Source organism: Massilia sp. SYSU DXS3249 (assembly GCF_053668055.1).
On sequence record NZ_JBSIPX010000017.1, the window covers coordinates 35,150 to 48,956 of the forward strand.

Consider the following 13,807-nt stretch of genomic DNA (forward strand, 5'->3'; position numbering starts at 1 on the left):
ACGATGAAAACCGCAGTGCGGCCTAATATCCGCTGGTTGCACGCGTGGACGGCAAAGCCGTCCACCCTACGAGGTCTCTCAGGTAAACGCCAGCAACAGCCAGGTCAGCAGCGCCCCGACGCTCCAGCTGACGACGCCCAAGGCGACCGCCGTGGCCAGCGCGCCGTTCCATTCGCGCCGCGCGTAGGCGCGCCCGAAGCGGCGCCGCACCAGCTGCCATTGCGGCGCCGCGGCCGCCAGCAGCCACAGGCCCAGCCAGGCGATCGGCAGCCAGTGCGCCAGGGGAAAGTTGCCGTTCACGCGGTGGTCGATGGCGCCGGCGAACAGTTGCAGCGCCAGCATGGCCAGGCTGGCGCGCAGCCAGCGCCGTGCCGCGGTGGCCGCGCGCCGGTCGCCCAGCGCCTGCCAGTTGCACATCAGGAGGTAGGAACCGAACACCGGCGTGAAGACGAGGCTCCAGACGGCGACGGCGGACGGACGCCACAGCGCCGTTGCATCGTTCGCAGCTTCGCGCAGGAGGACATCCGGCGCGGCCGCGGCAGGGGTATCGAGCATGGTGGCCTGAAGAAATGTTGCTAGTGGGAAGCAACATGATCACGCCTTCGCAGCCGCAAAATATTGCGCGCGCTCCAATCGGCGCCGCCACCCGAGCGCTTTTACAACAGGGCCGCCGCGTCAGCCCGCCAGGCCGAGGAGGTGCAGCTGCAGGTATTGCAGCAGCACGACCGTCTTGGCGTCCTCGATCTCGCCGCTGCGCATGCGCGCAAGCGCATCGTCGATGCCGAGCTCGAGCACTTCGATGTCCTCGCCTTCGTCCTGCTTGCCGCCGCCATCGCCGCAACGGTCTTCGGGACGGTATTCGCCCACGAAATAATGCACGCGCTCGGTGATCGTGCCGGGGCTGGCGAAGAGCGTCATCACGGGATGCAGGTCGTTCACCCGGTAGCCCAGCTCCTCGGCGACCTCGGCACGGATGCGCTCGAGCGGATCGGCCCCTTCGAGCATGCCGGCGACGGTCTCGATCATCCAGCCGTGGTGCCCGCCAACCCGCGCGCCGATGCGGAACTGGCGCGTGAGCAGCACGGTGCGGCGCTCGCGGTTGTAGAGCAGGGCGGTGACGCCGCTGTCGCTGGCATACACTTCGCGGTCCTGGCGCTGCATGCCGCCGTCGGCGCGGCGCTGCTCGTAGGCGACCTTCTTGAGGGGGAAATATTCGTCGGACAGGACCTGCTCGTCGACGATGCGGATCGGGTCGTCTTGCATGCGCGGCTCCGGGCTGGGGACGGGGAACGAGCATACACGACAGGCCTGCCGCGCCACGCACGCGAGCGAAGGCAGGGCGCGGCCATGAAAAAAGCCGCCCGGCTTGCGCGGGGCGGCTTTCAGGTCAGGCTAGAGGTTCGATCAGAACTTGTAGCTGGCGGTCAGGCGGAAGGTGCGGCCCATGCCGTTGTGCAGCTGGGTGTTGAAACCGTCGGTGCCGGCGGCCGGATCGTACGGAGCCGCGTTGTCGAACAGGTTACGCACGTTCGCCGCCAGGGTCCAGTTCTTGAAGCCGGTGTAGGCGTAGGACACGTTGGCCGTGGTCCACTCGTTCACCGAGCACTCGTCCGTCCAGTTGCTGAAGCGGTCCAGGCCGCCCAGGCTGTAGGCGCCCTTCGGCTGGCCCTTGCCGTAGTAGCAGTACGGGACCGGGTAGGTCACGTCGTTGTCGGTACGGCGCAGCAGCGAGACCGGGCCCACGTAATCGATCGAGCCGGTCAGCGAGTGCACGCCGCGGGTCCAGTTCGACGACAGCGACCAGCGGTGGCGCGGGATGTCGCCGACCGAGGTGGCCCAGTCGGAGATGCCGCCGCGGGTGCCCACCAGGTTGGCTTCGACTTCGCCCGGACGCTCCGAACGCTTGTAGGTCAGTGCGTAGTTCCAGTCGAACTTGGTCGAGACGCGGCCCTTGTCGCCCAGCGACAGGCGGTGCGTGACTTCGAAGTCCAGGCCCGACACTTCGGTGGCGCCCTGGTTGACGTAGTAGCGGTTGACGGCGGTCAGCGGACCGGTGCCCGCGATCGGGTTGCCCGATGCGTCGGTCAGGAAGGTCGCCGGGTTGGTGCCGCGGATGGCCAGGCCCGGGTACAGGTCCGGGTGGTCGACCACATAGCCCGCCGACAGCAGCGCGGTTTCGTCTTCCTTGCGAATACGGTAGTAGTCGATCAGGATGTCGAGGTTGCGGGTCGGGTTGATGATCGCGCCGAACGAGAAGCTCTTCGAGGTTTCCGGCTTCAGGTCGGGATTGGCGCGCGACATGCTCGAGATGCGGCGCGAGCAGTCCGAGGTATCCGCGCCTGGCAGCGGATTCTTGCCGTCCGGGCAGCGCAGGGTGTCGGTCAGGGTCGAGAACGACTGCACGCCGCCTTCGGCGATCTGCGACAGGGCAGGCGCGCGGAAGCCTTCGGCGTAGCTCGAACGGAAGGTCAGCTTGTCGTTGACGGCCCACTTGGCGCCGACTTTCGGCACGAAGCTCGATTCGGTCGGGTACTTGTCGTAGCGGCCGGCGAAGTCCATCTCGAAGTTCTTCGTGAACGGGGTACGCACTTCGACGAAGGCCGACTTGACCAGGCGCTCGCCTTCGACCAGCGAGTTGGCCAGGCCGAGGATGGTGCCGGTTTGGGTCGCCATGTCCGGGGTCATCGACAGCTTTTCCTGGCGGATTTCGCCGCCGAAGGCCACGCCGATGTCGCCGCCGGCCAGCTTGCCGACCGTGGTCGAGGCTTTCGCGTCGAGCTGGGCCACTTGTGCGTAACCGGTGTTGACGACGTCGCGGGTGGCGCTCGGGTCGGCCGCGGTCTGGGCCAGGGTACGGTTTTCGGTCAGGATGCGGTTGATGGTCGGCAGGTACAGCATGCCGCGCATCGTTTCCGTACGCTCGCTGCGGTTCAGCAGGAGGGCGCTTTCCCAGTCAAAGTTGCCGGTCGTGCCCTTGACGCCGGCCAGCAGGCGGCCTGCTTCGTTGACGTTGCGCGAACCGCCGTTGGTGTTGGTGAAGCGGTAGGCCAGGGCCGCGCGCGAATCCGCCCACGGGTTGTCCGGGTGGCCGGCCGGCAGGATCAGCTGATAGTCGCTCGGCAGGCCGTTGGTGCGGAACACGGTCGTTGGCGCGGTCGAGCTGATGGTCGACGGGTTGCCGGTGTATTCGCGATCGACGCGGGTGTAGCCCAGTTCGGCGAAGGCCGTGATGTCCGGGGTGATCTGGAAGGTCAGCTTGCCGAGCAGGTTGGCGTCCTTGCCCTTGCTCTGCGCTTCGTAGTTGTTCCAGATGTCGTAGTTGCAGAACGTGCGGCCGTTCAGGATCGAGGTGGCCGACAGGTTGTGCTTGACGGTGTCGCCGGTGATCTGCTGCGACGGGTCGCAGCCGAGGCGGTTGACGATGTTGGCGCGGTTGGCGTACGTGGTGGCAAACGCGCCCGGACGCAGTTCGCGGAAGAAGAACGGCTGGTTCGACACATAGCTGCCGTACTCGTTCAGGCGCGAGTTGATGTCGGCGTACATCTCCTGTGCGATGTCCTTGACGTCCTTGGCGCCGGTGCGGCCGCGCTGGGCCAGGTCGAAGCTGAGGAAGGCGTTGTAGCGGTCTTCCGCCAGGTCGCCGCGGCCGAACACGCCGCTGATGTTGTTGCGGTTGAACTCGCCGTCGTCGTTGGCGCTGACGGTGGCCTTCAGTTCCGCGCCCTGGTAGTTGTTCTTGGTGATGAAGTTGATCACGCCGGCGATCGCGTCGGAACCGTACACGGCCGAGGCGCCATCCTTGAAGATTTCGACGCGTTCGAGAGCCGAGACCGGGATGCTGTTCAGGTCATACACGGCCGACTTGCCCTGGTTCGGGTCGGCGTAGGCCGATGCCGTGATGCGGCGGCCGTTCAGCAGGACGAGGGTCGAGGACGAGCCGAGGCCGCGCAGCGAGGCGGTCGAGGCGCCTTTCGAGAAGCTGCCGTCGGTGATGTCGTTCGAGGTACCCGAGCCGAAGGCCGGGATCGAGTGCAGCAGTTCGGCGACGGTGTTGGCACCGGTCGCTTCGATCTGCTTGGCGGTCAGGGTACCGACCGGCGAGGAACCTTCCTTGTCGGCGCGCTTGATGTTCGAGCCGGTCACGTACACCTTCTGGACCGGTGCGGCAGCTTCCTGCTGCGCGAAGACGACGCCCGACGATGCGAGGGTCATGGCGACAGCGATGACGCTGCGCTTTACTACGAATTGCTGCTTAGTCAAAAAAAATCTCCGATACATCTTCTGAAAACACGAACCGCCCCGGCGCGGGACCGTGGGGCCTTGCTGCTGTGACGCTTCGTACTTGTTGCTGTGGACAGAGTGCTCGAACAGCCGAGCGCGCCTGAGGGCGACATAAAAGCATTTCAGATAAACAAAAGTCAAATCGATCTGAACTTTTGTTAGTCGAATACAACAGCTATAAATCGGGGTGATGGACGCATAGACGAAACATGTCTAGTCGACCAGACAGGCGGGCGCCGGGAAGGGAGGAAGGAGAAGCGGGATGGGACAAAAAAACGCCCACGGCGTGCACGCGCGGGAAGCGCATGCAGGACGTGGGCGGGGACGGCGTTTAGCCGCGTGCCGGTTCGGCGACGTAGATCTCGACGCGGCGGTTGCGTGCGCGGCCCGCGTTGTCGGTGTTCGAAGCGATCGGCTCGCGGTCGGCGCGGCCTTCGATGCTGATGCGGCTTGGGTTCACGCCACGGCCGGCCAGGTAGTCACGGGTACGCGCGGCGCGGTCGACCGACAGCGGCTGGTTGATGGCCGCGGTGCCGGTGTTGTCGGTGTGGCCGATGATGACCACGTTGGTGGCCGGGTTCTCGTTCAGCGTCTGGGCGAAGCGCTCCAGCACAGGCTGGAAGTTCGGCTTGATGTCGGCGCGGCCGGTGTCGAAGGAGACGTCGCTCGGGATGTCGAGCTTCAGGCGGTTGTCGGAGGTCTGGCTGACCTGCACGCCGGTGCCGCGGGTGGCCTGTTCCATTGCCTGCTTCTGGGCTTCCATGCGCTTGGACCAGATGTTGCCGATCACGGCGCCGGCGGCGCCGCCGATGACGGCACCCTTGGCCGTGCGGTTGCTGCCGCCGCCGCCGGTGGTGCCGCCGATCAGCGCGCCCAGGGCCGCACCGGCGCCGGCGCCGGTCGCGGTGCCACGCTGGGTAGCGCTCATGTCGGCACAGCCGCTGACGCCGACGGCGAGGATGGTGGCGGCAACGATGGATTTGGTCAGGTTCTTTTTCATATGATTCTCCTAAGAAGAAAATCCGTTTCGTGGGCGCACCCGCAGGGCACGTCCGCGAAACGGATTGGTAAAACAACTACAAAACGTGCATGGTACAACATTCAATCTGGGTTACTGGCTATATGCCTCGGCCGCTGATCAGGCGAACCAGGATCATGATGACGGCGACGACCAGCAGGATGTGGATGAAGCCGCCGATCGTGTACGAGGTGACCAGGCCGAGCAGCCACAGGACGATCAGGACAATGGCGATGGTGTAGAGCATGATGTGTCTCCTCATTCAATGTGCGCGGTATCGCGCCGTGAATGCAGTATCTATCGCCATGCTCAGCAAAACCGTACGTTGGCGTACATTCGGTGCAAAAATGTCAGTACACCCATCAGGCACGCGACCCCGGACGCGCCGTGCGCTCCGGATGCAGTCCCGGCACCCAGCCCATGAAGCCGAGCAGGCCGACGATGCCGATCAGGCAGGTCAGCAGGCCGCCGCTGACGAGGAAGAAGGCGTCGTGCGCCGCCACGTCCTGCGCCGGCTCGGGCGGTAGCGCCGACACCAGTCCAAATCCCGTCACGACCAATCCCCATACGATGATGCCGATCCAAGCAAGGCTATTCATGGTGATCCCCTTTTTGTTGGTTGTCCACCGCCAGCCGTGCCGGCCGGGTGTACTGCCATTGTCGGGCTAGCTCAGCAGTATTTCCGTGCGGTGGCGCACATTGCACTGGGGAAAAAATCAAGCCCGGCAATCCATTGGACCGCCGGGCCTGGTAAGGGGTGAAACCAGAGGGGAAAGCAGGATCAGGCGGCGCGCAGGCGGCCCTTCACGATGCGCACGCGGTCGCCGCTGCGCCATTGCGGCTCGTTGGCCAGGTTGAAGGTGCGCAGGGTGCCGTCGTCGAGGCGGACCCGCACTTCCCAGGTGGTGGTGGCCTTCATGTTGCCCTCGACCTGGTTGCCGACCACGGCGCCGCCGACCGCGCCGGCGACGGTCGCAAGCTGGCGCCCGGTGCCGCCGCCGACCTGGTTGCCGAGCAGGCCGCCGATGACGGCGCCGCCCGCCGCGCCAAGGCCGCTGCCCTGGGCGCGCTGCTTGATCGCGCGTACCGATTCGATGTTGCCGCAGTTGCCGCACCATTTCGGCTCGGCGGGCTCGGCAGCGGCGACCTGCACCGGCTTCGGTTTGACGACCGTACGCGGCTCGGGGCGCGGTGCAGGCTCCGGTTCATAGCGCTCTGCGGCCGACGGGCTGTAGCCTTGCGCGAGCTGCTGTGGCGGATAAGCGGGAGCGGCCGGCATCGCGGGCTGTGCGGGGATGCCTTGTGCCAGCTGGGCCATCTCGGCGCTGGTCGCGCCCGGGGCAGGCTGCTGTCCGGCGGAAGGCAGGCTCGAGGCAAGCGTGGCGCGTTCGGCCTCGGTCAGCTGGCGGTTGGCGTTGCCGCCGATCGAGGACGGGATCCAGCCCATGATGGCCGCCGTGCCGACCAGGCAGAACAGCACGACGGCGAGCGCCGCCAGCAGCAGGAGCGGATGGTGCTGGCGACCCGCCGGAGGAGTAGGAATATTGTTGTTCATGGTGAGTCCTTCACGTGGTTTGGGGGCTGCGCAGGGCCTTGTGCCCTGCTGATTGGCCGACATGAAGATTGTCCCGAGGAACAACAGGGTATTCCGTGCGTCACCGAACATACTTCCCCTATCAGAGCATTTAACCTGATCCAAATTGTTTGCAAATGTATCTGTCGCCCCGTTCCAGCCTTCGCCGGGACGGAAAAATCAACCGAGAGGGTCCGATGAATTTTGCCGCTACTCCCGAGGTCGCCGAGCACAATGCCAACTTGCTGCTGGCCGCGCTCCCGCCGCAGGAGCTGGCCCAGGTGCTGCCGATGCTCGACCCCGTGCATGTCGAGGCAGGGGAGGTGCTGGGCGAGGCGGGCGATCCCATCCGCTACATCTATTTTCCTCACGACTGCCTGATCTCACTGCTGGGCGTGGCGGGCGGGCGCATGACGCTCGAGGTGGGCCTGGTCGGGCGCGAAGGCATGCTCGGCGCGACGGTGGCCCTGGGCCATGAAACAGCCCAGGTGCGCGCCGTGGTGCAGCGTCCGGGCAGCGCGAGCCGCATGGACAGCGCCGCCTTCCGCAGCGAGTTCGCCCGCAACGGCGCGCTCCAGCGCGTGCTCTACCGCTATACCGACAGCCTGCTGGCGCAGGCGATCCAGATCGCCGTGTGCAGCCGCTTCCACGTGCTCGAGGCACGCCTGGCGCGCTCGCTCCTGATCACGCGCGACCGCCTGCAGTCCGACAAGTTCCACCTCACCCACGAGTTCCTCGCCCATGCCCTGGGCGTGCGCCGCGTCGGCGTCACCAAGGCCGCCAGCGCCTTGCAGCAGCAGGGACTCATCATCTACAGCCGCGGCAACATCGAGATCCTCGACGCCGAAGGGCTGGCGGCGGCGGCCTGCACCTGCTACGAGATTGTCAAGGATGCGGGGGCAGGGGCCCTGTCGAGCGCGTTCGTGTAGCTTACCTTGTCGGCATGCCGTGCGGTATGCATCGGTACGACCGCGTGGGCTCGAGAGCCCACCCTACGCCTCTGCAAAAACCGTAAATGAAGTATGCGTTTGTAGGGTGGGCACTTGTGCCCACGCGGTCGTGCAGGTGAGCAGCCCTGGCTCAACATAGCCCCACAAAACGCAACGACCCGCTTGCGCAGTACGCAAGCGGGGCGTGTCGTGTGTTTGCCTGGGTGGTGCTACGTGGTGCTGCTTAGTTGGTCTTGCCGGCCTGGTTGCCGACGACGCCGCCGACGGCTGCGCCGCCAACCACGCCCGCAGCGCTGCCGCCGGTCAGGGCGCCGCCGATGACTGCGCCGGCGCCGGCGCCGACCGCAGTGGCCTTGTCCTGATGCGACATGCTCGAGCAGCCGGCCATGCCGAGTGCCAGGGTTGCCAGGGTAGCGCTCACTGCCAGGTGTTTGATCGTCTTCATATTGCTCTCCTTTGGTGGGGTTTACTTCAGGCGCAGGTCGTTTTTCACCGACTTCACGCCCTTCACTGTGCGGGCAACCGACGCTGCGGTTGCCACGCTGTCCGCCGAGCTCACATACCCGCTCAACTGGACAATGCCTTCGCGGCTGGCGACATCGATGTCAGCCGACTTCAATTCCGGACTGCTGCCGATGGCGGCCTTTACGTTGGTCGCAATCGCCGCATCGTCGACGGCTGGCGGCGGTGCCGGCGGGCTGCTTCCGCAGCCTGCCAGCGTGCCGCCCATCGTCAGGGCCGCCAGCAGTGCCATGGCCGGTTTCCAATGCCTCATGCGCTTTCCTCGATGCAGAGTTGTTGTTCCGTCCATGCCTGCAGACTACGCTTGGCGAAAGGCAGAGTCTGTTCGGCAACACACACTGCGCCCCCTTTGCTCATCAGCGGTCCTGGGCCTTGCCCGGCGGGGGCGCGGTCGGCTTTTGCCTGGCCAGCGCGACCAGGCGGCCGCAGTCGCTGTTCTCGCCCGGCCCCGCATTGATCAGCGGGATCAGCGCCGCCACCGGCGCCGCCGCGGCCGCCAGTACCGCGGCGCCGCCCGCCTTCAGGGCCAGCACGCCCTTGTCGACCGACACGTCGGGCTTGCTGAAGGGGCCGCGCACGTACAGCGGCGCGCGCAGGGTAAACAGGCGCAGCGCCTTGGTGTCGGGCTTGATCGTCAGGTCCATCTGCTCGTTCGCCAGGTTCACCGTGCCGTTCACGCGGATGATCGCCTCCTGGGTGTCGACGACGAAGACCTGCGACTGCATCACGCCGTCGTTCACGTTGAAGTCGGCCGCCAGGCAATTGAGCTGCACGGGCCTGTCGCCGAAGAGCTTGGTGACGATGATGTTGCCGACGTTCAGGCCCGCCATTTCGAGCAGCATCTTGCTGATCGTGCCCTGGTTGACCAGCGCCTTGACTTCGCCGTCGGACGAGCCGAGCAGGGACGCGACCGAGGTGCCGGTGGCCGACAGCTGGGCGTCGCCGTTGATCGTGCCGACCGTGGCCTGCATCTTCTCGATGGTCGGGAACAGCTGCTTGATCTCGATCTTGCGCGCCGTGACCTTGGCGGTGGCCGCGATCGTATTGCCCTTGGCGCCGCTGCCGTCGAGGCGGATGGTCGAACGCAGGGTGCCGCCGGCCACGCCGAAGTCGAGCGGGGCGAGGGTGATCACGCCGTCCTTCATGATGAGGTGGGTCGAGAGCTTGGAGATCGGCAGGGTCTTCTCGCGGATGATGCGCTCGGCCGTGTAGCGCACGTCGGCGTCGATCGCCTTCCAGCGCTCGGTGCGGAATTCCTCGACCGGCAGCACCTTGCCGCCCGGCTGCACCGCCTCGACGCCGCGCGCCTTCTTGCTTTCGTTCGAGTCGCCGCCGATCAGGGGCGCGAGGTCGGAGAACACCAGCTGGCGCGTCGCCACGTTGCCGCTCAGCTTGGGACGCGGCTTGCCGCCTTCGAACACCAGCTTGCCGGAAATGTCGCTCGAGCCGACCTTGCCCTTGAAGCGGTCGTAGGTCCAGCGGCCGTGCTCGCGGTCGAGTTCGCCCTTCAGGTGGCCGGAGGTCGAGAAGGCCGGGGTCTCCGGTAAGGTGATCTTCGTGAAGTTGTACAGCCGCGCCATGCTGCGCCCGGCCAGTTCGAGCTGCAGGTCGACCGCCTTCAGCTTGGCCGGGCTGGTGACCGTGCCTTCGATGGCGATGCGGCTGGGGCCGCTGCGCATGTCGGCCTGGACCGGGTAGGGCGTGTTCTGGTCCTTCAGCGACAGCACCTGGCCGACCTTGCCCCCGCCGGTGACGGGCGCGCCGTTGTAGCTGCCCGTGACCTTGAAGCCGACCCCGTATTTCGGGTCCTTGTCGAGGGTGCGCACCTGGGCCGTGATATCGGCCTTGGTGACGGCGTCGACGACGCGCACCACGCCGTCGGTCAGCACTACCCGTTCGAGGTCGAGCTGCCACTTCGATTCCGTGTCCTTCTTCTTGTAGACCCAGTTGTAGTGGGTGCTGTCGGTGCGCTGCAGCTCGACGTAGGGCGAATCGAAGCGCAGCACGGGAATGCCGATCGTGTGGTGCAGCAGCCCGAGCGGGTTGAGCGAGAACGAGAACTGGCGCACCCGCGCCATGTCCGCCTGCTTCATGTTGGCCGGGTTGCCGACGTGGACGTCGTTGGCGATCAGGTGCGGCCAGGGCAGCCAGTCGCGCAGGTGGCGGTCGGCCGGCGCCATGCGGCGCGCCGGGATTTCCCATTGCACCGCGAGATTGCCGCGGATCGCGAAGGGACGTTCGATGGCTTCGCTGACCTTCGCATTGAGCCAGGGCCTGGCCTTGTTCCAGTCGAAAGTAAGGATAAAAATGATAGCGATGACGGGGATCGCGATCAGGGTAGCGAGGAGGCCGAAGAGGATTTTTTTCTTGTTGCCGCCGCCTTGCTTGTGCGCTCCGCGCTGGGGTGTGGTATCGGGCATGACGATCCTTCGTGGGGTTCGGTCGTGCGGCCAGCTTAGCGCAAAGGCCCCGGTCATCAATGTGCGATGCCGCACGCTGAAAAGGATGAGCGCCGCACGGGCGCTCCCATCCTTGGTCTATGTGCGGCAGCGTACCGAACTGGACCAGTAACAGGTTTATAACTTCAACAACTTCCTAACATCCCAGGAGAAATGACATGAAAGCAATTCGCCCAATGAACGGCCTTGCCCAGGCAGCCGCCGTGGCTGCCGTTCTGGCACTGAGCGCCTGCGCCAGCCAGAAGGCGCCGGCCACGGCCGACGTGGCGGTGTCGCGCAATGCGGTCGCCAATGCGGTGCAGGCCGGTGCGGCCGAGCTGGCGCCGGCCGAGATCACGGCAGCGCGCGCCAAGATGATGCGCGCCAACGAAGCGCTCGCGGCGAAGGATTACAAGCTGGCGCGCGAACTGGCGATGCAGGCCCAGGCGGACGCCCAGCTGGCCCAGAGCAAGGCCGCTTCGGCCAAGGCGACGGCAGCCTCGAACGCGCTCAACGAAGACCTGCGCGTGCTGCGCCAGGAAGTCGAGCGCGCCAACTCGCAGTAAGACGATGCTGCCTGCGGGCTGTCCGCGGGTTGCCAGCTGATTTTCCAGCTTTGCCAGCGGCGCAGCGCCGGTTGCATGCCGACACCATCGGCTCCCGGCCTTGCGCCAGTCGATAGAACACCAACGCGCCGCCATGGCGCCACCGGAGGGCAAGATCATGAAAGTACCATTCTTCAAACCGGCCGTCTTCGCCAGCGCGATCCTGCTGGCCGCCTGCAGCACCACCCCGACCACCACGCCGACGCTGGACCAGGCGCGCGCCGATTTCGTTGCCGCCAATAACAACCCGCAAGTGTCGAGCTATGCGCCGCTGGAATTCAAGCAGGCCAGCGACGCCCTGAACGCCGCCAACACCGCGGCCGCCAAGAAGGAAAGCCTGGAAGACATCGACCGCCTCGCCTATGTGGCCAAGCAGAAGATCGCCACCGCCCAGGAAGTGGCGCGCGCCAAGGCCGCCGAGGCCGAGATCGCCAACGCCGCCAGCGAACGCAATGCCGTGCGTTTGGAGGCGCGTACCGCCGAGGCGGAACGTGCGAAACGCGAGGCAGAGGCAGCCCAGGCCGCGGCCGCCGCCGCCCAGCAGCAGGCCGCCAGCGCCCAGGCGCAGGCCAGCGCCGCCCAGGACCAGGCCCGGATGATGGCCGAACGCACCGCCCAGCTCGAAGCCATGCTGGTCGAACTGCAGGCCAAGAAGACCGAGCGCGGCATGGTCGTCACCATCGGCGACGTGCTGTTCGCCACCGGCAAGGCCGAGCTGACGCCGAACGGAATGTCGACCCTGCGCAAGCTCGCCGACGTGATGGCGCAGAACCCGGAGCGGTCTGTGCTGGTCGAAGGGTTTACGGACAGCACCGGCAGCTCGAGCTACAACCAGGATTTGTCGCAGCGCCGCGCGAACGCCGTCGCGACCGCCCTCGGCAGCATGGGCGTGCCGCGTGACCGCATCGCCATGCGCGCCTACGGCGAAGCCTTCCCTGTCGCACCGAACGACAACGCCGGCAACCGCCAGCTGAACCGCCGCGTCGAGATCGTGCTGTCGAACGACGCCAACCCGATTCCGCCGCGCACGGCAGGGCGCTGATTCATCTTCGATTTTTAAGGAAACATCATGGAACAGAACACAACGTCGTTGGCACATGGCTTCGACGTCGAGGCGATCCGCCGCGCAGCAGCCAACCTCGATGACGGCGCCGTCACCGCGGGCTACCAGGCCGACCGCGAGGCGGTCATCGCGATGCTCAACGATGCGCTCGCCACCGAGCTGCTGTGCGTGCTGCGCTACAAGCGCCACTACTACACCGTGGCCGGCCCGGGTAACGGCGAGCTGAAGGCCGAGTTCCTCGAGCATGCCCAGCAGGAACAGGAACACGCCGACCGCATCGCCGAGCGCATCGTGCAGCTGAACGGCTCGCCGAACTTCAATCCGGCCACGCTCACGGCGCGCTCGCACGCCGAGTACGACGATTCGGAAGATACGCAAGCCATGGTACGCGCCGACCTGATCGCCGAGCGCGTCGCGATCGAATCCTATCGCCAGATGATCCAGGCGATCGGCGACAAGGACCCGACCACGCGCCAGATGCTGGTCGAGATTCTTGCCGTCGAGGAAGAGCACGCCGACGACATGCGCGATTTCCTGGTTCCCTGATTTTTACCTCTTCAATACCACCATAACCAACAACAGGAGTTCATCATGCTAGACACCACCACCCGCGGCAGCGCCCGCTCGATCGACAGCGGCCTCCAGAATGCCGGCGCCGACATGAAGCTGCTGGTCAAGGACGCCCAGGCGATGCTGACTGCCGCCGCTTCGCTGACTGGCGACAAGGCCGACGAACTGCGCACGCGCGGCATGGAACTGCTGGACCGCGCGATGGGCAAGGCCAGCCAGTACCAGGGTCAAGCTGTCGTGAAGAGCAAGGAACTGGCCCAGACTGCCGATGTCTACGTTAAGGACAACCCGTGGCGCACCGTCGCAGCCGCAGCGAGCGTCGGCCTGCTGGTCGGCATCCTTCTTGGTCGTAAATAACGAGCGCCGGAGAACACCATGGAAAAGACCGAAACCGTCGTGCATGGGCCCGGACTCATGGGCGGAATTTCCGGCCTGGCCAAGAACCTGTTCGGCCTGGTCGTGTCCCGCGTGGAGTTGGCGGCGCTCGAGATGTCGCAGGTGCGTAACCACGTGATCGAGCTGCTGGCGCTGTTTGCCGGCGCGGTCCTCGCCGTGTGGTTCGCCATCGCCTACGGCACCGCAACCATCGTGGCGCTGGCCTGGGACTCCTGGGGCTGGAAGATCCTGCTGGTGATGTTCCTGGTGTTCCTGGTGATCACGGTCGTACTCGTGATGCGGGGAATGGCCATGCTCAAGCAGGGCAAGCTTGCCTTCCCTGAAACGATGAACGAACTGCGGGCCGACCGCGACGCGCTGCTCTGAGCGGCGACCACACAGGGGAGCGAAC

16 protein-coding genes are annotated in these 13,807 nt (G+C 65.9%); 6 read left to right on the top strand and 10 right to left on the bottom strand.

Annotated elements, in window-relative coordinates; all coding sequences use genetic code 11:
- Positions 1–78: 78 nt before the first annotated feature.
- From ACWCIA_RS18225 to ACWCIA_RS18255, 7 genes are all read right to left on the bottom strand, one after another.
- A complete protein-coding gene (locus ACWCIA_RS18225; RefSeq protein ID WP_454165527.1) occupies positions 79–555 on the bottom strand; it encodes a hypothetical protein in 477 nt (158 codons plus the stop codon).
- A 120-nt stretch (positions 556–675) separates the two neighbouring features.
- A complete protein-coding gene (locus ACWCIA_RS18230; RefSeq protein ID WP_454165529.1) occupies positions 676–1,263 on the bottom strand; it encodes an NUDIX domain-containing protein in 588 nt (195 codons plus the stop codon).
- A 141-nt stretch (positions 1,264–1,404) separates the two neighbouring features.
- Entirely contained in the window at positions 1,405–4,260 is a 2,856-nt protein-coding gene (locus ACWCIA_RS18235) for a TonB-dependent receptor (RefSeq protein WP_454165531.1), read from the bottom strand.
- A gap of 352 nt (positions 4,261–4,612) precedes the next feature.
- Entirely contained in the window at positions 4,613–5,281 is a 669-nt protein-coding gene (locus ACWCIA_RS18240; RefSeq protein WP_454165532.1) for an OmpA family protein, read from the bottom strand.
- Between the two features lie 118 nt (positions 5,282–5,399).
- Entirely contained in the window at positions 5,400–5,546 is a 147-nt protein-coding gene (locus tag ACWCIA_RS18245) for a lmo0937 family membrane protein (RefSeq protein ID WP_136223041.1), read from the bottom strand.
- 115 nt (positions 5,547–5,661) lie between these two features.
- The gene (locus ACWCIA_RS18250) at positions 5,662–5,898 is read right to left on the bottom strand and encodes a hypothetical protein (RefSeq protein WP_454165534.1); all 237 of its coding nucleotides are present in this window, start codon (positions 5,896–5,898) and stop codon (positions 5,662–5,664) included.
- Between the two features lie 182 nt (positions 5,899–6,080).
- Complete coding sequence (locus ACWCIA_RS18255; protein ID WP_454165536.1) at positions 6,081–6,854, bottom strand: glycine zipper 2TM domain-containing protein; 774 nt, start codon at positions 6,852–6,854, stop codon at positions 6,081–6,083.
- Between the two features lie 215 nt (positions 6,855–7,069).
- Here ACWCIA_RS18255 and ACWCIA_RS18260 point away from each other — a divergent pair, with 215 nt between their 5' ends.
- Entirely contained in the window at positions 7,070–7,801 is a 732-nt protein-coding gene (locus ACWCIA_RS18260; protein WP_454165538.1) for a Crp/Fnr family transcriptional regulator, read from the top strand.
- 244 nt (positions 7,802–8,045) lie between these two features.
- Here the strand turns inward: ACWCIA_RS18260 and ACWCIA_RS18265 are convergent, their stop codons facing one another.
- From ACWCIA_RS18265 to ACWCIA_RS18275, 3 genes are all read right to left on the bottom strand, one after another.
- The gene (locus ACWCIA_RS18265) at positions 8,046–8,267 is read right to left on the bottom strand and encodes a prenyltransferase (RefSeq protein ID WP_454165540.1); all 222 of its coding nucleotides are present in this window, start codon (positions 8,265–8,267) and stop codon (positions 8,046–8,048) included.
- A gap of 21 nt (positions 8,268–8,288) precedes the next feature.
- Complete coding sequence (locus ACWCIA_RS18270; RefSeq protein ID WP_454165542.1) at positions 8,289–8,597, bottom strand: BON domain-containing protein; 309 nt, start codon at positions 8,595–8,597, stop codon at positions 8,289–8,291.
- Between the two features lie 103 nt (positions 8,598–8,700).
- Positions 8,701–10,764, bottom strand: a complete 2,064-nt coding sequence (locus ACWCIA_RS18275) for an AsmA family protein (RefSeq protein WP_454165543.1) — start codon at positions 10,762–10,764, stop codon at positions 8,701–8,703.
- A gap of 197 nt (positions 10,765–10,961) precedes the next feature.
- Between ACWCIA_RS18275 and ACWCIA_RS18280 the strand changes: the two genes are divergently transcribed.
- From ACWCIA_RS18280 to ACWCIA_RS18300, 5 genes are all read left to right on the top strand, one after another.
- Positions 10,962–11,348: a DUF4398 domain-containing protein gene (locus ACWCIA_RS18280; RefSeq protein WP_454165545.1), complete on the top strand. Its 387-nt coding sequence runs from the start codon at positions 10,962–10,964 to the stop codon at positions 11,346–11,348.
- A gap of 157 nt (positions 11,349–11,505) precedes the next feature.
- A complete protein-coding gene (locus ACWCIA_RS18285) occupies positions 11,506–12,429 on the top strand; it encodes an OmpA family protein (RefSeq protein ID WP_454165547.1) in 924 nt (307 codons plus the stop codon).
- A 27-nt stretch (positions 12,430–12,456) separates the two neighbouring features.
- On the top strand, positions 12,457–12,996 hold the full coding sequence (locus ACWCIA_RS18290; protein WP_454165548.1) for a ferritin-like domain-containing protein: 540 nt from the start codon (positions 12,457–12,459) through the stop codon (positions 12,994–12,996).
- A gap of 45 nt (positions 12,997–13,041) precedes the next feature.
- Positions 13,042–13,377, top strand: coding sequence for a DUF883 family protein (locus tag ACWCIA_RS18295; protein WP_454165550.1), 336 nt, complete (start codon positions 13,042–13,044; stop codon positions 13,375–13,377).
- 18 nt (positions 13,378–13,395) lie between these two features.
- Entirely contained in the window at positions 13,396–13,782 is a 387-nt protein-coding gene (locus tag ACWCIA_RS18300; RefSeq protein ID WP_454165552.1) for a phage holin family protein, read from the top strand.
- The last annotated feature ends 25 nt before the right edge of the window (positions 13,783–13,807 follow it).

Excerpts from the sequence above, each read along its gene's own strand:
- ACWCIA_RS18225 (WP_454165527.1), bottom strand. The coding sequence starts at position 555 with ATGCTCGATACCCCTGCCGCGGCCGCGCCGGATGTCCTCCTGCGCGAA.
- ACWCIA_RS18230 (WP_454165529.1), bottom strand. The coding sequence starts at position 1,263 with ATGCAAGACGACCCGATCCGCATCGTCGACGAGCAGGTCCTGTCCGAC.
- ACWCIA_RS18240 (WP_454165532.1), bottom strand. The coding sequence starts at position 5,281 with ATGAAAAAGAACCTGACCAAATCCATCGTTGCCGCCACCATCCTCGCC.
- ACWCIA_RS18245 (WP_136223041.1), bottom strand. The coding sequence starts at position 5,546 with ATGCTCTACACCATCGCCATTGTCCTGATCGTCCTGTGGCTGCTCGGC.
- ACWCIA_RS18250 (WP_454165534.1), bottom strand. The coding sequence starts at position 5,898 with ATGAATAGCCTTGCTTGGATCGGCATCATCGTATGGGGATTGGTCGTG.
- ACWCIA_RS18255 (WP_454165536.1), bottom strand. The coding sequence starts at position 6,854 with ATGAACAACAATATTCCTACTCCTCCGGCGGGTCGCCAGCACCATCCG.
- ACWCIA_RS18260 (WP_454165538.1), top strand. The coding sequence starts at position 7,070 with ATGAATTTTGCCGCTACTCCCGAGGTCGCCGAGCACAATGCCAACTTG.
- ACWCIA_RS18265 (WP_454165540.1), bottom strand. The coding sequence starts at position 8,267 with ATGAAGACGATCAAACACCTGGCAGTGAGCGCTACCCTGGCAACCCTG.
- ACWCIA_RS18270 (WP_454165542.1), bottom strand. The coding sequence starts at position 8,597 with ATGAGGCATTGGAAACCGGCCATGGCACTGCTGGCGGCCCTGACGATG.
- ACWCIA_RS18275 (WP_454165543.1), bottom strand. The coding sequence starts at position 10,764 with ATGCCCGATACCACACCCCAGCGCGGAGCGCACAAGCAAGGCGGCGGC.
- ACWCIA_RS18280 (WP_454165545.1), top strand. The coding sequence starts at position 10,962 with ATGAAAGCAATTCGCCCAATGAACGGCCTTGCCCAGGCAGCCGCCGTG.
- ACWCIA_RS18285 (WP_454165547.1), top strand. The coding sequence starts at position 11,506 with ATGAAAGTACCATTCTTCAAACCGGCCGTCTTCGCCAGCGCGATCCTG.
- ACWCIA_RS18290 (WP_454165548.1), top strand. The coding sequence starts at position 12,457 with ATGGAACAGAACACAACGTCGTTGGCACATGGCTTCGACGTCGAGGCG.
- ACWCIA_RS18295 (WP_454165550.1), top strand. The coding sequence starts at position 13,042 with ATGCTAGACACCACCACCCGCGGCAGCGCCCGCTCGATCGACAGCGGC.
- ACWCIA_RS18300 (WP_454165552.1), top strand. The coding sequence starts at position 13,396 with ATGGAAAAGACCGAAACCGTCGTGCATGGGCCCGGACTCATGGGCGGA.